Below are 17,366 nucleotides of genomic sequence, written 5' to 3'. Positions count from 1 at the left end.
TGACGACCATGAAGACGGACATGAGCACGAGCACGAGCACGGAAGAGGGTCACGAGGACGCCGCACCCCGGGTGGTCGCGATCATCCCGGCACGGGGCGGCTCGAAGGGCGTGCCGCGCAAGAACGTGCGACGGGTCGGCGGCGTGCCGCTGATCGAGCGGGCCGTGCGCAGTGCGCAGGCAGCCGACGGCGTCGACCTGGTGGTGGTGTCGACCGACGACGACGAGATCGCCGCGGTGAGCGCGGCCGCCGGGGCGCGGGTCGTGCGGCGGCCCGCCGAGATCTCCGGTGACACGGCGTCATCCGAGAGCGCGATCCTGCACGCGCTCGACGAGCTCGACAGGTCGGGTGACGGGGTCGACGTGGTGGCCTTCCTGCAGGCGACATCGCCGTTCATCCCCAGCGGCGTGCTCGCGGACGCCGTGCGCGAGGTGCGCGCGGGCAGCGCAGACAGTGTGTTCTCGGCGCATGAGACCTTCGGGTTCCTGTGGGCGCGGGCCGACGCGGGGCAGGCTGATGCCGGGGCGGCCGTGGCACTGAACCACGACGCGACCCACAGACCGCGGCGTCAGGATCGCGAGCCGCACTTCCTCGAGACGGGCGCGTTCTACGTGTTCCGCGCCGACGGCTTCCGTGAGGCGAAGCACCGCTTCTTCGGACGCATCCGCATCGCCGAGGTGCCCGAATGGACAGCAATCGAGATCGACGACGAGCAGCAGCTGCGGATCGCGCGTGCGCTCGCTGCCCTGCACGAGACGCCCGAGCGGATTCCGGTGCGGGCGATCGTGACCGACTTCGACGGGGTGCACACCGACGACACCGCGACAGTCGACGCCGACGGCGTCGAGCGCGTGCGGGTCAGCCGGGAGGACGGCATGGGGGTGTCGCTGCTGCGTCGTGCCGGCATCCCGATGCTGATCCTCTCGACCGAGGTGAACCCGGTCGTACGCGCGCGGGCCGACAAGCTCCGCGTGCCGGTGCTGCACGGCATCGACGACAAGGAGTCGGCGCTGCGCGGATGGGCGGAGGAGAACGGCATCCCGCTCGGTGAGATCGCATACCTCGGCAACGACGTCAACGACCTGCCGGCGCTGCGCATCGTCGGCTGGCCGATCGCGGTCGCGAACGCGCATCCGCTCGTGCTCGAGGCGGCACGCGTCGTTCTGGGGCGCACGGGCGGGCACGGGGCCGTGCGCGAGCTGATCGAACGGGTGTTGCCTGCCTGACCGACCCCGGTAACCGACAGGTCTCCAGGTGTTCATCCCCGGCGCGTACTCAGAGGAGAAGGCCATTTCGACGACCGGAGGAACCATGACTGTCAGCATCGGCTCACGCGTGATCGGCGGCGGTCACCCCGCCTATCTCATCGCGGAGATCGGCCTCAACCACAACGGCGACGTCGACATCGCCAAGCGTCTGATCGACGTCGCTGCGAAGGCGGGTGCCGACGCCGTGAAGTTCCAGAAGCGCACGCCCGAGATCTCCACCCCCGAGCACATGCGCGACGTGCCTCGCGAGACGCCGTGGGGCACCATGAGCTACCTCGACTACCGCCGCCGCGTCGAGTTCGGCCGCGACGAGTACATCGCGATCGGCGACCATGCCACGATGCTCGGACTCGACTGGTTCGCCTCCCCGTGGGACGTGCCCAGCGTCGACTTCCTCGAGGACCTCAACGTCACAGCGCACAAGGTCGCCTCGGCCAGCCTCACCGACACCGAGCTGCTCGTCGCGCTGCGCGAGACCGGCAAGCCGATCATCCTCTCGACCGGGATGTCGACGATCGAGCAGATCGACCGAGCGCTCTCCACTCTCGGCACCGACCGCGTCGTGCTCATGCACGCCACGTCGACGTATCCGCTCGAGCCCGAAGAGGCCAACCTCCGGGCGATCGCCACGCTGCGCGACCGCTACCCCGGGGTGCCGGTCGGATACTCGGGCCACGAGCGCGGGCTGCAGATCTCGCTCGCGGCCGTCGCGATCGGCGCCGTCGCGGTCGAGCGTCACATCACCCTCGACCGCACCATGTGGGGATCGGACCACGCGGCCTCGCTCGAGCCGACCGGCCTCGAGCACCTCGTGCGCGACATCCGCGTGATCGAGACGGCGCTCGGCGACGGCGTCAAGCGCGTGTTCGACAGCGAGCGCGCGCCGATGGCGAAGCTGCGTCGCATCTCGGCGTGAGTGGATCGGGCATGATCAGTGCGGGCGTGAGCGGATCGGGTGCGCTGCGGGTCGTCGCGATCGCGGACGCCGATTCGTTCGTGAAGTGGTCGGCGTCGCTGCTCGGCAGTGTGCCGGGCATCCGTTCGCACCTGCTGCTGGTGCAGACGCCCCTGACGGCCAGCGTCGAGCAGCAGCGCACGGCGCTGACAGGCACCGGCATGCTGGGCGAGAACGTCATCCGGGTGGCCTTCGCGCAGGCTGCCGGGTGGCTCGAGGGTCAACGACCCGACGTCGTGCTGCTCGCCGGCCGCGGTCCGTTCGTGCGACTGATGGGCAGGGTGATCGACGGCCTCACCCGTCGCCCGGTCGTCGTGGCGGGGCTGCCCGGCATGGCGATCCCCGCCCAGCGCGGAGCCCTGGAGTATCGCCGCCACGCCGACCTGCTCGTCGTGCACTCGCATCGCGAGGAGCGGGCTTTCGCCGAGCTCGGCCGCCGGATCGGCGTGCAGGTGCCGACTGCGCTCGCGACCCTGCCGTTCGCGCGGTCGAGATCCCGGATGCTCGCGCATGATCGAGTGCGCGTCCTTGCGGCAGACCCGGCCGGCACCTCGGGAACGCTCCTCGCCGAACGGCCCACACCGTCGGAGCCGCAGCAGGACCGCCCGGTGCGGATGCCGGCCACCGACCTCGTGTTCGCCGCGCAGGCGCTGGTGCCGGTCGGCCGGGACGAGCGTGCGGAGATCGCCGCGACCCTCGTGCGGGCGGCTGAGGCCGACCCTGACCGCCGTGTCGTCGTGAAGCTGCGTTCACGGCCGGGGGAGTCCGAGACCCACCTCGAACGCGACCCGTACCTCGATCTGCTGCCGGCACGGCTGCCCGAGAACCTCGTGGTGTCGTACGGCTCCATGGCCAGGGCGCTGTCGACGGCCGCGGGGCTCGTCACCGTGAGCTCGACCGCAGCTGTCGAGGCGGTGGCGCTCGGCGTGCCGGTGATCGCACTCGACTCTTTCGGGGTGAGCAAGAGCCTGCTGAACACGGTCTTCGTCGGCAGCGGCCTGCTCGGCGGACGCAGCGAGGTCGTGGCCGGCCGCTTCCGGCATCCGCACCCCGACTGGCTGCGCGACAACTACTTCCATCCCTCGGTGGAGTCGACCTGGTGGGAGCACGTCGAACAGCTCGTCGCGCTGCGCCGGGCCGGCGCGCTGCCTGCCAGGCGAGTGCCCGCCGCACGGGGAGGGGCGATGCACGAGGCGTGGCACCGCGCGAGCGTGCTGGGTTCGGAGGATCGTACGCTCAGCGGTGCGGCCGCTCTGGCCTTCGGCGCTCCCGCGACGAAGGCGATCGCAGCCCTCCGCCGCGGACGGACACCGGTCGACGGCGGCACCTGGGCGGATGCGGCCACCGACTTCACGCTCGAGCCGAACCCGTTCCACGACTCGATCCGGCGCTGAGCGCCGGTCTCACCGATCGAGCAATGCGCCTACCTGGGTCCTGACATCGTCGGCGATCTCGTCGATGCTCGCGTCGGCGTTGACGCTCGCCGCCATGGTGACGAACATCGCGGCCGAGACGATGCGGGCGAGTGTCGGGGCGCGGTGCTCGTCGATCAGCGGATCGCGGTTCAGGATGCCGGTCAGCGCCGCCTCGGTCTCGCCGACGATCCGCAGGGCCTCAGCGTGATGCGAGTCGGCCGGATTGCCGAACACCATCTCGCGGAGGTAGGTGCGGCCGTTCTCGACCTGCACCCGATTGCACTCGATGATGGGGCGGAGAAGCGCCATGGTCGCGTCGAGGGTGTCCGCTGTCATGGCGGCCGCCGTGCGTCCGCTCTCCAGCGCCAGGGCGTAGTGCGCATTCTGCACGAGCAGAAGCAGTTCGCCCTTGGTCTTGGCGTAGAGGAAGAGCGTCCCGGTGCCGACATCCGCCTTCTCGGCGATCTGCTGGGTCGTGACGTCGTCGATGCCATGGGCGGTGAAGAGCTCGGCCGCGGCCGCCGTGATCCTCTCGAGTTTCTGCTGCTTGTTCCGCTCGCGGCGCCCGAGAGGCGTGGCCTGGCTCGACATTCTTCGTCCCCTCGGAATAGAAACTGAGTACAGTCGGTTATGACTGGAGTCGCTTGTGCGTACGCTCAGCGATGATCCACTCATTGTCGCAAAGAAGAAGTCGCACACAAGAAAGAGCGGTCCATGCCTTCACTCAACGGAGCTGTCGTCCTCGTCACCGGCGCGAACGGAGGTATCGGCACCCAGTTCGTGCACCAGGCCCTCCAGCGGGGAGCTGCCAAGGTCTACGCCAGCGCCCGCACGCCGCGCGAGTGGGACGACGCTCGGATCGTGCCGCTGACGCTCGATGTCACCGATGCGCAGTCCATCCGCGATGCCGTGGAGGTGGCATCCGACGCGACCGTGCTGATCAACAACGCCGGCGCCTCCGTGCCCACGGCGGGCATACTCACGCATACGGACGACGAGATCCGCCGCAACGTCGAGACCAACTTCCTCGGCCCGCTGTTCCTGACGCGCGCATACGCCCCGCTGCTGTCGGGACGCGACGGAGCCACGGTCATCGACATCCACTCGGCTCTCGCGTGGTTCGCGGTCGGCGGCATCTACAGCGCCACGAAGGCAGCGCTCTGGTCGGCGACCAACTCGCTGCGTCTCGAGCTGGCGCCCGAGGGAGTGCACGTCGTCGGCGTGCACGTCGGATACGTCGATACGGCGATGGCCGAGCACGTCTCCGACCCCAAGACCGACCCGGCCGACCTCGTGCGGGCGATCCTCGACGCGACCGAACGGGGCGAGTACGAGGTGCTCGCGGACGAGATCTCGGTGCAGCTCAAGGCCGGTCTCAGCGCGCCGCTCGACGCGGTCTACCCGCAGCTGCGCGGCTCGGCCGTCTGACCTCGGCCCCGCAGACAAGAAGAGGAACGATCATGCGAGCATTCGTGCTCACGAAGTACACGAGGCCGCTCGAGCTGCAGGAGACCGCCGAACCCGAGATCGGTGACCGAGACGTCCTGATCCGGGTGGAGGCGACCGGGCTCAACCAGCTCGACGAGAAGATCCGCCTGGGGGAGTTCGCGCAGATCCTGCCGTACTCGCTCCCTGTCGTCCTCGGCAACGACGTCGCCGGCACCGTGATCCGCGTCGGCGGGCTCGTCGAGTCGTTCCGCCCGGGGGATAGGGTGTTCGCACGGCCCGACGAGCGCCGCATGGGGGCGTTCGCCGAGCGGATCGCCGTCGCCGAGTCGGATCTCGCCCTCGTCCCGGCGCGCATCACGGCGGCCGAGGCCGCATCCCTGCCGCTCGTGGCGCTCACGGCCTGGCATGCGCTGGTCGAGCAGATCCCGGCGGCCCTCGCCGACCTCGCGTCCGGTGGCGGTCGGGGCAAGATCGTGGCCACGCTCGAGGTCTGAACGCGACGCCGGCCCCGCGCCTCCCGCCCGAATCGGGCGAGGATGCGCGGAGCCGGCGCCCTGTCGTCTCAGCTGCTGCGGCGGATGGCCCGCACTCCGACGACGAGGCCGATCGCGGCAACGGCCAGCGCCGATACCCAGCCCCAGAGCACGGTCGCATCGCCGAGGTCGCCGGAGAACAGCGCCCGCTCGGCCTGCACGACCCAGTTCACCGGGTTGACGGCGGCGACCGCGCGCATCCACGCGGGTCCGTCATCGAGCGGCAGCAACATTCCCGAGAGGATCAGCAGCGGGAAGATCAGCGACTGCTGCACTCCCCAGAACAGCCACTCCCGGTCCTTGGTGGCCAGTGCCAGCGAGTATGACAACGAGCCGAGCCCGACGCCGAAGACCGCGAGCAGGGCGAGCCCGATGAGCAGCCCGGGCACGTCGATCGCGAATCCGAACGGCCAGGCGATCAGCACGATCACGAGCGCCTGCACGACGATCGGCGCGATCTCCTTGAGCGCCCGTCCGACGAGCAGCGACGAGCGGGCCAGGGGAGCGACCAGGGTGCGCTCGTGCGAGCCCGTCATCATCTCGTATTGCAGGTTCGATCCGGTCGCCCCGGTGCCGAACAGCACGATCATCACGAGCACCCCAGGCACGAACCAGGCCAAGGTCTCGCTCGCCGGCTGACCGGAACCGCCGATCAGCAACGGCGCGAACAGCCCCAGGAACACGAGCGGCTGCAGCAGGCTGAAGATCAGCGTGAACGGATCGCGCAGCACCGGCTTGAGCTCACGGGTGAGCACGTTCTTCGTATCGCGTGCGAGGTTCGAACGCACAAGGGTGTCGGTGCGGGGAAGGTCGGTGGTGGTCATGAGAGGACTCCTGTCTTGTCGTTCTCGCTGCTGTCGGCTGGGCTGTCGGCCGCGGTGTCCGCGTCGGATTCGCCGGCGCCGCCCTCTCCTGCTTCGCGCAGCGTGCGCCCGGTGAGGGCGAGGAACACGTCGTCGAGCGTGGGAGGCACGCCGGTCGCCCGACGGACGAGGATGCCGGCGGCATCCAACTCGCGGACGATCACCGGCAGCAGCTGATCGCCGTCGGGGACTGCGAGCGACACCGCGTCGCCGTCGATGGTCGCGTCGGCCGTGCTGAGCCGTGCGATCACGGGGCGAGCGCTCGCCGCATCCGCCTCGCTCGCGAAGCCGAAGGTGAGCACGTCTCCGGCGAGGGTCGCCTTCAGCGACGACGCGTCGTCGTCGGCGATGATCCGCCCCTTGTCCATGACCATGACGCGTTCGGCATAGCGGTCGGCCTCTTCGAGGTAGTGCGTCGTGAGGAACACCGTCGTGCCGTGTTGCGTGCGGAGGTCGAGGATGTGCTGCCAGAGATTCGCTCGGCTCTGCGGGTCGAGCCCGGTCGACGGCTCGTCGAGGAAGATCAGCGGCGGGGCGTGCATGAGTCCGAGCGCGATGTCGAGCCGCCGTTTCTGCCCTCCGCTGAGCTGCTGCACCGTGCGCGTCGCGAACGATGCGAGGTCGAGCGATTCGATCAGCTCGTCGGCCCGACGGATGCTGTCGCGTCGGGTCATGCCGTAGAAGGCGCCCTGACTCAGCAGCTCGTCGCGGACCCGCTGCGAGAAGCTTCCGCTCGTGAGCTGGCCGACATAGCCGATGCGGGCGCGCACCCCGGCGGCATCCGTGTGGATGTCGTGGCCGACCACCCTGGCTGTGCCAGCGGTCGGGGGGATCAGTGTCGTCAGCATCCGCAGGCTCGTGGACTTGCCCGCGCCGTTCGGACCGAGGAACGCGACGAGCTCGCCGCGGACCGCGGTGAAGGAGAGGTCGGTGACTGCGTGGACCGGCGTCTTCTTGACGGTGAAGACCTTGGTCAGGCCTTCTGTTTCGATGATGGATTCGTTCGACATGGCTCGAGAGTAGAAACAAACCAGGACAGATCCTGTCCGCAATGTCTGGCAATCTGAAATCATGTCCGACACCACCACCCGCGCGCTCGCACTGCTCAACCTGCTGCAGACGCACCGGCACTGGCCCGGCACCGAGCTCGCCGGCCGACTCGGGGTCACCGAGCGCACCGTGCGCCGAGATGTCGACCGACTGCGCGAGCTGGGATACCGGGTCGAGTCGACCCCGGGTGCGGCCGGCGGCTATCGCCTGGAGGCGGGCAGCGCAGTGCCGCCGCTGCTGCTCACCGACGACGAGGCCGTCACGATGGCGATCGGCCTGCGGGTCGCCGCGACGCAGCAGCTCGTCGGCGGCGCGGAGGTCACCCTCACCGCCCTCGCGAAGCTCGAGCAGGTGCTGCCGTCGGCGCTGCGGCAGCGGGTGAATGCGCTCGCCGCCTCCGTGCAGCCGCCGCGCATCGGTGACGGGCCGGTCGTGTCGCCGGCGGTGCTGGGCGAGATCGCGCTGGCGACCCGCGATCACGAGCGACTGCGCATGCGGTACGTCGACGGGGCGGGTGTCGAGAGCAACCGGCGGGTGGAGCCGCATGCCCTCGCTCCCTCGGGACGCAAGTGGTTCCTGCTGTGCTGGGATCTCGATCGCGACGACTGGCGCACTTTCCGCGTCGACCGCATCGCCTCGGTCGAGCACACGCGAGTGCTGTTCACCCGCCGCGAGATCACCGAGGAGGAGATCGAGGAGCGGGTGCTGATCGCCGCATCGTGGACTCCGCAGAAGGTCGAGGCGGATGCGGTGATGAACCTGCCGCTGCCTGTGATGGAGGGCATGTTCGGCCCGTGGTCGGAGGGGGCGACGGCCGAGGGTGAGGACCGCACCCGGTGGCCGTTCGGCGGGTCGGACTGGCGGGAGGCGATGTACGCGCTGCTCTGGATTCCCGAGGGTGTCGAGTACACGACGAGTTTCCCCGAGCCGCATCGCGCGGAGCTCAGGGAATCCCTGGAGCGGCTGCGGCGGGCGCTCGATGCACCCGCTCCCGGCTCACGCGGGTAGCGGCCGTCGCGCGACGATCGACGGCGGGTTCGGGTCATCCCATCGCTGGAACGTCTGCACCCACCAGAACGTGGCGAACAGGATCAGGGCGACGGCCTCGCCGAAGAGCACGACCGGGGTCTCGCCGAACGCCTGGCGGAAGAGCAGAGCCACGACGAGCAGCAGGAGGTCGACGATCAGCAGCCCCGCGATCCAGCGGTAGATCGATCGTTGGCGAGGAGTGGGTGGGGTCTCGCCGGGGTCGAGCGGGCCGCCCGCATAGAGGATCGGCACCGCGGCGAACACCCCGAAGAACACCAGAGTCACCACGAAGTGGATGCTGTGCACAGGCCAGAAGTTGAAGGGGAATTGCGGGTTGAGTGCGGGCACGAAAGCCAGCGCGGCGACGGCCGCCGCGGTGATGACCGCGATGATCGACACGAGCCGGGCCGAGGGATTCGGCGTGCGGGTTCGACGGCGGATCACCGCCATCGTGAGCACCACGACGACCACGACCACCACGTAGACGGCGATGCCGAGCCGCATGTCGCCCTGGAACTCGACCGGCACGCACTCGAAGTTGTCCGGGCACTCGAATCCTCCGATCCGCTGGCGGTTCGCGAGACCGGTCGGCACGATCGCGATCAGCGGCGCGAACAGCGCCGAGATGTCGAGCAGGGTGGTCGCGCGGTCACGTCCCGACAGGGCGAGAAGAGCGAGAGATGCCGCGATCAGGGCCCCGACGAACACGGTGCGAGCCGGTGTGTAGAAGTAGTGGCTGATCGAGGGCAGCGGCTTCCATCCGAGAGCGAACGGCTCCCAGGACGTCACCACCGTCTGGATCACCACCGACGTCAACAGCGCGAAGACGATGAATACGAGCGACAGCCGCAGATAGCGGTGGGTCCTCAGGCTGGTGGGGGCGGTGTCCTCATCAACGGCCATGAGGCGAACGTACACCGCAGTCCGGACGGAGTCGGATGACGCGGCGTGACGACTCTCGTCATGCTCGGACTCACTCTGTCAATCCCCGCAACGTTCCTGGCCTTCCGGATCACGGCCGGGTAACGTCATTCCCATCGCGGCGATCCGGGCGGTCCCGGGCCTCAGCTCATATCTGACGGCGTTGCGGGTTCGACTCCCGCCGTCGCGTCCACTCTGTCAGGGTTCCGAATGCCCGTTCAGCCCCCTGAGCGACGACCGCGATGCAGGCGCTCGACAGTCTCGCCCGCTGCGATGCCGACGAGAACGATCGCGGTCGTGATCGACAGCGTGAGGGCGTTGGCGATGAAGCCTGCGAATCCGACAGCGGCGAGCAGAGCAAGAGCCACCAGGCCGACCAGCTGCGCTCGCGCCCAGTGCCCTTCGAGCACGCGGCGGAACAGCACGGTGCCGGTGAGGAAGAGGATCGGTGCGCCGACGACCACGACCGTTGCGGCGAGGCCGCGCTGGTCGGGAAGCGAGAGCGTCTCTTTGTCGCCCACGCTCATCAGCACGATGCCGGCGATGATCGGAAGATGCACCCAGGTGTAGACGGTGCGCGCGAGCCGCGCAGGTTCCTCCGACGCCTCGATCGTTTCGGCCCCGATGCGTTCGCCGTGATCGAAGTAGATCCACCAGGTGGCCGCTGCAGTGACGAACGCCGTCACCATCGCGGCGATGGATGCGACGGACGACTCCTTGCCGACGAATGCGAAGCCGGTGACGAGGAGGCCTTCACCGAGCGCGATGAGTACGAAGAGGGACGTGCGCTCGGCGATGTGGGGACCTGAGAGATCCCAGGAGCGCAGCAGAACCTTCCCCCGTCCGGGGACCGGAAAGCCGAGCGCGGTGCCGAGCAGCTCGAGTGCCAGCGCTGCGGCCCACAGCGGCAGCTGCCACTCGAGGGGCAGCAGTGCGCCGACGATCCACAATGCGCCACCGGCGACCGTCCAGCACAGGATGAGCGAGAAATCGCGGGCCACCCGCCGATCGTGACGGGCTGTCGCCCACACGATGAAGCCAGTGCGTCCGACCTGGAGCACGACGTAGGCGATCGCGAAAGCCCACGCACGCTCGCCGAACGCCTCGGCGATCGAGACGCTCATCACGAGCGCCACGAAGGCCAGTGCGATCACCGCCCCGCGCACGGGAAGCTTCACGGGGTCGAGCCAGTTGGTCACCCAGGTGGTCGACACCCATGCCCACCACAATGCGCACACCATGATGGCCCCCTCGAAGGCGCCCAGAGACGTCTGGTTCTCATAGAGGTAGGCAGAGAGCTGAGTCAACGCGAGGACGAACAGGAGGTCGAAGAACAGCTCGACATAGGTCACTCGATCCGCGCGCGGAGAGTCCGTGGGGCGCAGCACGTCACGAGCCATCCCGAATGCCATGCGACCATCCTGGCACCGCCGACACGGCGGAGGGCGTTGACGTCGCCAGGGCGGATTCAGTCCTCTGACGTCGTCAGGGCTGCCTCCACCGGGGCCCAGCCGTTCTCGAGCACCGCGAACCCGGCGTCGAGGATCCCGAGCTGGTCCTCGTTCTCGTTCACGAGCAGCTGCATCTGCAGCACGAAACGCGAGTACACGCGGATCTCCGCCGTGGGTTCGGTGAGTCCGAGCTCGCCGGCGATCGCGTCTGCGAGAGCATCCTCATGCCGCAGCCACATCTTCGCGGCGTACTCGCGCAGCGCGGGCGTCTCGTTGAGGAAGGTGAGGAAGATCCGCGTCACGTCGTTGCCGTGCTCATCGATGTTGGCGCCGACCTCGACCACGTAGAAGTCGCGGATCGCCTGGTTGATCGTGATGCCGTCGGCGCGGTCGCGGACGGCCGAGACGAGGCGATCGCGCTGCTCGTCGTCCTCGTCGAAGACGAGCGCCTCTTTCTGGGGGAAGTGCGCGAACACGGTGGTGGGGGAGACGTCGGCAGCATCCGCGACCTCGCGGATGCTGACGTTGTCGAAGCCGCGCTCGAGGAACATCATCGTCGCCACGTCAGAGATGTTCTTGCGCGTCGCCGCCTTCTTGCGTTCGCGGCGTCCGAGCGGCTCAGAGTTCGTCATGCCTCCACGCTATCGCGAACTCGATACAGAATCGGCTTGACAACAAAACTGGTATTGCTACAGTTTCGGAGTGACTTCACTAAAGAACCCGCCTGCGCGCAGCGAAAAGCGCGCCTGGATCATGCTCATCGTGCTGACGATGCTCACCGTCATCGGCATGACCGTCGTCCTCCCCGTCCTGCCCTTCGTCGTGCTGCAATACGTGTCGCACGAGGGCGATCTCGCGATCTGGGTCGGAGTGCTCGAAGCGATCAACGGCCTGTGCGCCTTCCTGGTCGCCCCCTTCCTCGGTCGCCTCTCCGACCGCTTCGGGCGACGACCGGTGATCATCGCCGCCGCCTTCGGAGCGGCATTCGCCATGGCGCTGTTCGGCATCGGGGGAGCGATCTGGGTGCTCGTGCTCGCGCGTGTCATCCAGGGACTGACCGCCGGCGACCTTCCGGCCCTCTTCGCCTACCTCGCCGACATCACGCCGCCCGAGAAGCGCGCTCAGCGGTTCGGCCTGCTCGGTGCTCTCTCGGGCATCGGCATGATGATCGGACCCGCGATCGGCGGACTGCTCGCGGCCGTCAGCCTGCAGCTGCCGGTCTTCCTCACCGCAGCCGTCGCCCTCGTGATCGCCATCCTCAGCATCTTCCTGCTGCCCGAGAGCCTGAAGCCCGAGAACCGGATCGAGCGCATCTCGGTGCGCGAGATCCAGCCGTTCGGCGTCTTCAAGGAAGCATTCGGGCGCAAGGAGCTGCGGGGGCTGATGATCGGATTCGGCCTGCTCGCGCTGCCGTTCGGCTTCTTCGTCAACAACTTCAGCGTGCTGGCGCTCGACTCGATCAGCTGGGGTCCGACCCAGATCGGCCTGCTCACCGCGGGTGTCGGCATCATCGACATCCTCATCCAGGGCGTGCTGCTCGGCATCCTGCTGCCTCGCATCGGCGAGCGCGGTGTGATCATCAGCGGCATCGTGGCGCAGACGATCGGACTCGTCGGCCTCGCGATCGTCGCTTCGGTGTTCGCGCAGCCCTGGGTGTTCATCGTCGGTGCGCTGATGCTCGCTGCAGGCCAGGGAGCATCGACGGCCGCGCTGGACGGTGCGATGTCGAATGCGGTCGGAGACGACGAGCAGGGGTGGCTCGGGGGAGCGACCCAGTCGCTCAACGCCGCGATGAACACCGCCGCACCGCTGATCGCGGGTGCTCTGTACGTCACGGTCAGCCACGCTGCCCCGTACTGGCTGGGGGTCGCGCTGATGGTCGTCGCCGTGATCGTGGTCTCCCGCGCGCACATCGCGAACACGGCGAAGACGAATGCCGTGCCGCAGTCCGAGGGCACCGCGAACGGCACCCCCCTCGAGGCGGCTGACGCACTCGGCTGATACGCGCACCCCGCGCCGGGGGATGATGGATGCATGCCCACCCCTCATCGCCCCGGTCTCCGGGTCTCGGCGGGTCTCACGATCCCCGAGGCCGAGCTGTCGTGGCGCTTCTCGCGCTCGTCAGGGCCGGGCGGTCAGGGTGTGAACACGGCGGATTCCCGAGTGGAGCTGGTCTGGGATGCGAGCGCTAGCGCGTCGCTCACTCCGCACCAGCGCGAGCGCATCCTCGAGCGACTGAGCGGCCGTCTCGTGAACGGGGTGCTGACGATCGCCGCCTCCGAGCACCGCGCCCAGCTGCGCAACCGCGACGCCGCACGCGAACGGCTCGTGGCCCTGGTCGCCGACGCTCTGCGCCCGCCAGCGCCTCAGCGTCGAGCGACCAAGCCCAGCCGCGGGTCGAAGGAGCGGCGGCTGACCGCCAAGAAGCAGCGCACCGACGTCAAGAAGCTGCGAAGGCCCCCGCGCGACGGCTGAGAAGGTCGAATCGGCGCCTCACTCCGTCAGGGCGTCCGGAGGCTCGGGAACGACCACGTGCCGTCGATGACCTCGGGTCTCGGGCGGTAGAGGCGCACCAGGTAGTTCCACCCCTCAGGCAGGGGCAGCGCATTCGGCAGGTCGACATCACCGCCGAATCGGATCGTGATCGAACCGTCGGCGTCTCGCACGCCGGTCACGCTGTTGACGCTGTACGCCCCATGCTCGTTCGCTGCGAAGTATCCGTCGCCGTCGTACAGCGACACAGACCAGAAGCCGTCGACGGGCACCTCATCGACGCGCAGCGTGTACTCGCCGAGAGGGAGGCGCGGGTCGACGTTTATGTAGAACGCCTCGTCCTCCGGCAGACCTCCCCAGCCCGCCGCCGTGGCGAGGAGATGGCGGATGGGATCCACGGCGTCGGCGCGGCCGAAGCACCGCTCGAGTCCTCCGAGCCCTTTCGCCAGGGTCAGGATCGCCGCGCGCGTCTCTGCGAAGCTCGCCTCGTCGTAGACGGGGGCGGGGAACTCGCCGCCCCCGACCGACGTCAGCGCGAAACGGTCCTGCAGGGCGTTGACCGTCGCGACATCGTCGGCATCCTCGGAATCCACCAGCACCCGCACCGCTGCGAGGACGAAGTCGGATCCGAGGTCCTGCGCCGACAGCTCGTGGGTGCCGGGGTCATGGAGCACACGATTGATGTAGTGGTCCTCGTTGACGAGCATCACCGAGATGTACCGGTCGCCGGCGTCGGGGATCGTGATGGTCGCGCCGTGCGAGACGTCGATGATCGCGGCGCTGTACAGAGTGTCGCGATTCATCCGGATCACCGTCTGCTGGTCGATCGGGGTGGGCACGCGGTAATGGTTCCAGCGATTCGACCCGCCGGCGGCGGAAGCGATCGCGTCGAACATGCGAGCGCTTTCGACCCGGGCGAAGTTCGCGAAAGTGACGGGCGCAGGAGTGTCGGTCATCGTGGGTCCTTCCTCGACGGTGACTTCATCCTGGCTGTGCGAGGCGATCCGCGCACCCCAGATCACCCCTTGTGGGTGAGCTTGCACCGGCTGGTTCGAGTCGGGTCGGCCCGGGCCGATCAGTCCTTGTTGCCTCGCACCAGTTCGAGTCCCGCACCCGCGAACTGCCGCAGCGTCGCATCCGGCAGGAACGCCCGGGTCAGGGCCGTGCCGATCGCTGCGAGGTCGGCCTCGTCGCGGAACAGCAGGTACATGGTCTCGTAGCGGGGGTGGAACTTCTGCTTGAACCGGTGCAGCGATCCGAACCCGTAGACGGGCTCGAGCGCTTCGGCGAGACGATCGCTCAGCGCGGCGATCATGCCGGCATCCGGCGGATAGTCGTGAGCGAGGGGTGCCCCCGAGAGCGACATGATCTCGGCACCCTCCTCCGAGAACTGCCGCGCGGATGAGCCGATCAGATACTCCATCACCGGGGCGAAGCCGCCCTCCCGCCGACGCATGAGGTCGAGCGTCCACCCGCGCACGGTGCCGCCCTCGCCGTAGACGGGAAGCCACGACAAGAACCCGTCGACATCGCCGTTCGGGGCGATCGCCAGCGCGAGCCGCACCTCCGGATCCTCCGCCTCCTCGAGCGTTCCGAGCGTGAAGCGCATCTCGGGGAGGTCTTTGTCGCCGACCCACGCCTCCGAGATCGCCCGCAGCTGCTGCTGCACGCCCCACGGCTCGGACTTCAGGTGCGTCATCCTGAACGTCATCGCGTCACGACCCGCGCGGTTGAGGGATGTCCGCACCGAGTTCCAGCGCTTGCCCGTGAACTCGAGCCCGGGCAGGTCGACGATCGTGTCGTCCGCGACGACGATGCTCCGCCACGTCGACGGCACAGCCTGACGGGTGGCGTCGTCCGCGCTGAAGAAGCAGGGCACGAGGCCCGCGTTCTCCGCCGTGCGGATGAAGTCCGCGACCGCATCTGCGCGAGCATCCGTCGGGCCGATCGGGTCCGCGAGCGCGAGAGCGACGCCGGCCCGTCGCTGATACGCCACGATCCCCGCGGCGCTGCGCGCGTAGCTGTTGCCCTCCCAGGTCGTCATCCACGACAGAGTGCCGCCACCGTGGGCGCGCAGTTCGGTCTTCACGTCGTCGACCGAGGGGGCCGGCTGGATGCCGAGGGGCGACTTGCGCTTCGCTCGGAAGGCCCGGCGCACGGCGATCAGATAGACGAGCAGGACCATCCAGAGGAAGCCGTTGGCGAGGGAGAGCTCGGTCTCGCCGTCCCACCGCAGGTCGACCTGGGCCTGCGAGAAGACGGTGATGAGCGTCAGCACGAGTGCCGCGATCAGGATGTTGAACAGGCCGAGCAGGATCACGAGCACCCACGACCAGTGGCGGCCCCGCAGAAGCCCGTTCATGAGCACGACGATCACGACGAGGTCGATCGCCAGATCGATGAATCCGCCGGATGCCGGCTCGGTCGGGCCGAACGGTCCATCGGTCGCCACCAGCGTCGTGATGATCTCGACGGCCCCCAGCACCAGCAGCGCGATGACCGCGATGAGCCGCTGTTCGCGCACCGTGGTCCGCTGCACGCGCAGAGTGCGGTCGGCGAACAGGATCAGCAGCACCGCGAGCAGGTGCTCGAGGTCGGCGAGTGCGCCCCAGAACAGCATCGCGATGAAGACGAACCCGAGCAGGATGAGCCAGCCTCGCACGCGCCACGGCGGGCGGAACAGCCCGACGGCGGCCGCGATGCACGCCATGGTGCCGCCGGATGCTCCGACGTCGAGCGCCTGAGCCTGAGCCTCGGCCCACGCCCACGGCAGCTGCGACGCGAAGGCGAGCACCAGAGCGGTCGCGAACATCGCGAAGAGCTGACCCACCCAGTAGTAGGCGAGTGCGACGCGGGATCCTCGACGGAACTCTAGGTACGCCATGCCCCAGAAACCCGAGATCGTGAAGAGGTAGACCCAGGGTGTGTTGACGAAGAACGTCCCGGTGAGGGGCGTCCACCACTTGCCGTCGAGGAAGTTCGGCAGCCCGTAGGCCACGGTCGAGAACAGCGGCGTGTCTTCGAACGGGCGCCACAGTCCCTGCCACGCCACGCCGACGACGAGTATCAGCGCGACCATCGTGAGCGTCGCGGGGATTCGCCGGACCACGGCGAGGACGGGATGCGTGGGGATTCGCGCCTCGGTCATGCGCTCAGCGTAGCGAGGACGACGCGCTTTCCGGAGTGGGGCGACGAGCGGAGTAGTGGCTCCACGCCCACCGGAAGCCGACGCCGCCGAAGATCATGAAGCCCGCCGCGAAGAGCAGCCCCGCGATGATCCCGAGCGCGATCGCCCAGGCGAAGGAGCCCCCGCCGGCGATGATCGCCGAGCCGACCAACAGCCCCACCACGCACGCGTTCACGACGATCAGCAGCATGACCGAGCTTCCGAGAAGGATGCTGACGCTGCGAGGCCGCAGGAACGAGTACGTCCTCTTCATGCCCGGAAGGTCGTCGTACGGCGAGGCGAGAAACACCTCTTCGACGTGCGGGTCGATGTCGACGTACGCACCGCGGATGCGGTTCATCGCGACGACGTACATCATGTCCTCTTCCGAGACGTTCATCACCCGCACCTGCGTCATGAAGCCGATGAGCGCGAGGAACGCGAGGATGGCGAGCGAGGCACCGCCGAACCAGCCGCCGAAGTCGGAGGCCTGACCCAGAAGACCGATCGTCACGAGGCCGGCCGAGACCAGAGTCAGGAAGATCGTGATCCGGGTGAGCACCTCGCTCTGCGCGGTGCTGCGCGCGGCGAGCAGGCCCCAGTGCTCGGTGGCGAGCAGCTGCGCACGACGTCCCAGCGCCGCGTCCGATTCGCTCGGCGGCGGCGCGACCTCGTCATCGGATGCCGGTGCCGTCCCCTCGCCCGGCACAGGCTGCTCCAGAGAAGAGCCCTCGCTCATATCGGTATTGTGCTCCTGCATCCGGGCTCGCCGA

16 protein-coding genes and 2 pseudogenes are annotated in these 17,366 nt (G+C 68.6%); 9 read left to right on the top strand and 9 right to left on the bottom strand.

Annotated features, from left to right (window positions below; genetic code table 11):
• The first annotated feature begins 20 nt into the window (after positions 1-20).
• The 3 genes from ASF63_RS12535 (at position 21) to ASF63_RS12525 (ending at position 3,617) form a co-directional block, all read left to right on the top strand.
• The gene (locus ASF63_RS12535) at positions 21-1,226 is read left to right on the top strand and encodes an acylneuraminate cytidylyltransferase (RefSeq protein WP_056514936.1); all 1,206 of its coding nucleotides are present in this window, start codon (positions 21-23) and stop codon (positions 1,224-1,226) included.
• 85 nt (positions 1,227-1,311) lie between these two features.
• Positions 1,312-2,184 (top strand): N-acetylneuraminate synthase family protein, encoded by an 873-nt coding sequence (locus ASF63_RS12530; RefSeq protein ID WP_056514320.1) that lies wholly within the window; start codon positions 1,312-1,314, stop codon positions 2,182-2,184.
• Between the two features lie 11 nt (positions 2,185-2,195).
• Positions 2,196-3,617 (top strand): DUF6716 putative glycosyltransferase, encoded by a 1,422-nt coding sequence (locus ASF63_RS12525; protein ID WP_056514317.1) that lies wholly within the window; start codon positions 2,196-2,198, stop codon positions 3,615-3,617.
• Between the two features lie 9 nt (positions 3,618-3,626).
• Here the strand turns inward: ASF63_RS12525 and ASF63_RS12520 are convergent, their stop codons facing one another.
• Entirely contained in the window at positions 3,627-4,229 is a 603-nt protein-coding gene (locus ASF63_RS12520) for a TetR/AcrR family transcriptional regulator (protein ID WP_056514314.1), read from the bottom strand.
• A 123-nt stretch (positions 4,230-4,352) separates the two neighbouring features.
• Here ASF63_RS12520 and ASF63_RS12515 point away from each other — a divergent pair, with 123 nt between their 5' ends.
• Both ASF63_RS12515 and ASF63_RS12510 read left to right on the top strand, forming a co-directional pair.
• Complete coding sequence (locus tag ASF63_RS12515; protein WP_056514311.1) at positions 4,353-5,066, top strand: SDR family oxidoreductase; 714 nt, start codon at positions 4,353-4,355, stop codon at positions 5,064-5,066.
• A gap of 32 nt (positions 5,067-5,098) precedes the next feature.
• A pseudogene (locus tag ASF63_RS12510) lies at positions 5,099-5,509 on the top strand (alcohol dehydrogenase catalytic domain-containing protein); the annotation flags it as partial.
• A gap of 140 nt (positions 5,510-5,649) precedes the next feature.
• On the opposite strand, the gene ASF63_RS12505 reads toward ASF63_RS12510, so the two are convergent.
• Together ASF63_RS12505 and ASF63_RS12500 are read right to left on the bottom strand one after the other, a co-directional pair.
• Positions 5,650-6,444: an ABC transporter permease gene (locus ASF63_RS12505; RefSeq protein WP_056514307.1), complete on the bottom strand. Its 795-nt coding sequence runs from the start codon at positions 6,442-6,444 to the stop codon at positions 5,650-5,652.
• Positions 6,441-7,493 carry an ATP-binding cassette domain-containing protein gene (locus ASF63_RS12500; protein ID WP_056514304.1) on the bottom strand — a complete coding sequence of 351 codons (1,053 nt, stop codon included), beginning with the start codon at positions 7,491-7,493 and terminating at the stop codon, positions 6,441-6,443. Before ASF63_RS12500 ends, ASF63_RS12505 begins: the two co-directional genes overlap by 4 nt.
• Before the next feature lie 61 nt (positions 7,494-7,554).
• Between ASF63_RS12500 and ASF63_RS12495 the strand changes: the two genes are divergently transcribed.
• The gene (locus tag ASF63_RS12495; protein ID WP_056514301.1) at positions 7,555-8,541 is read left to right on the top strand and encodes a helix-turn-helix transcriptional regulator; all 987 of its coding nucleotides are present in this window, start codon (positions 7,555-7,557) and stop codon (positions 8,539-8,541) included.
• Here ASF63_RS12495 and ASF63_RS12490 read toward each other — a convergent pair.
• Positions 8,530-9,465 carry a hypothetical protein gene (locus ASF63_RS12490; RefSeq protein ID WP_056514298.1) on the bottom strand — a complete coding sequence of 312 codons (936 nt, stop codon included), beginning with the start codon at positions 9,463-9,465 and terminating at the stop codon, positions 8,530-8,532. The genes ASF63_RS12495 and ASF63_RS12490 overlap by 12 nt on opposite strands.
• Positions 9,466-9,600: 135 nt before the next feature.
• Here ASF63_RS12490 and ASF63_RS19070 point away from each other — a divergent pair.
• Positions 9,601-9,676: pseudogene (locus ASF63_RS19070) on the top strand.
• Between the two features lie 25 nt (positions 9,677-9,701).
• Here ASF63_RS19070 and ASF63_RS12485 read toward each other — a convergent pair.
• Together ASF63_RS12485 and ASF63_RS12480 are read right to left on the bottom strand one after the other, a co-directional pair.
• Positions 9,702-10,895, bottom strand: coding sequence for a low temperature requirement protein A (locus tag ASF63_RS12485; RefSeq protein WP_056514295.1), 1,194 nt, complete (start codon positions 10,893-10,895; stop codon positions 9,702-9,704).
• A gap of 56 nt (positions 10,896-10,951) precedes the next feature.
• Positions 10,952-11,566 carry a TetR/AcrR family transcriptional regulator gene (locus tag ASF63_RS12480; protein WP_056514293.1) on the bottom strand — a complete coding sequence of 205 codons (615 nt, stop codon included), beginning with the start codon at positions 11,564-11,566 and terminating at the stop codon, positions 10,952-10,954.
• Positions 11,567-11,636: 70 nt separating this feature from the next.
• Between ASF63_RS12480 and ASF63_RS12475 the strand changes: the two genes are divergently transcribed.
• Entirely contained in the window at positions 11,637-12,935 is a 1,299-nt protein-coding gene (locus ASF63_RS12475) for an MFS transporter (protein WP_235560784.1), read from the top strand.
• 33 nt (positions 12,936-12,968) lie between these two features.
• The gene (gene arfB / locus ASF63_RS12470) at positions 12,969-13,409 is read left to right on the top strand and encodes an alternative ribosome rescue aminoacyl-tRNA hydrolase ArfB (RefSeq protein ID WP_056514287.1); all 441 of its coding nucleotides are present in this window, start codon (positions 12,969-12,971) and stop codon (positions 13,407-13,409) included.
• 26 nt (positions 13,410-13,435) lie between these two features.
• On the opposite strand, the gene ASF63_RS12465 is transcribed toward arfB, so the two are convergent.
• From ASF63_RS12465 to ASF63_RS12455, 3 genes are all read right to left on the bottom strand, one after another.
• Positions 13,436-14,383, bottom strand: coding sequence for a DUF1214 domain-containing protein (locus ASF63_RS12465; RefSeq protein WP_056514934.1), 948 nt, complete (start codon positions 14,381-14,383; stop codon positions 13,436-13,438).
• Between the two features lie 119 nt (positions 14,384-14,502).
• Positions 14,503-16,575 (bottom strand): bifunctional lysylphosphatidylglycerol flippase/synthetase MprF, encoded by a 2,073-nt coding sequence (locus tag ASF63_RS12460; RefSeq protein WP_056514284.1) that lies wholly within the window; start codon positions 16,573-16,575, stop codon positions 14,503-14,505.
• A 4-nt stretch (positions 16,576-16,579) separates the two neighbouring features.
• Positions 16,580-17,332, bottom strand: a complete 753-nt coding sequence (locus tag ASF63_RS12455) for a hypothetical protein (RefSeq protein ID WP_157534323.1) — start codon at positions 17,330-17,332, stop codon at positions 16,580-16,582.
• Positions 17,333-17,366 lie beyond the last annotated feature (34 nt).

The organism is Microbacterium sp. Leaf320 (genome assembly GCF_001423485.1).
GTDB lineage: Bacteria > Actinomycetota > Actinomycetes > Actinomycetales > Microbacteriaceae > Microbacterium.
The sequence above is the reverse complement of the archived record's forward strand: the minus strand, read 5'-3'. Positions and strand labels throughout refer to the sequence as shown.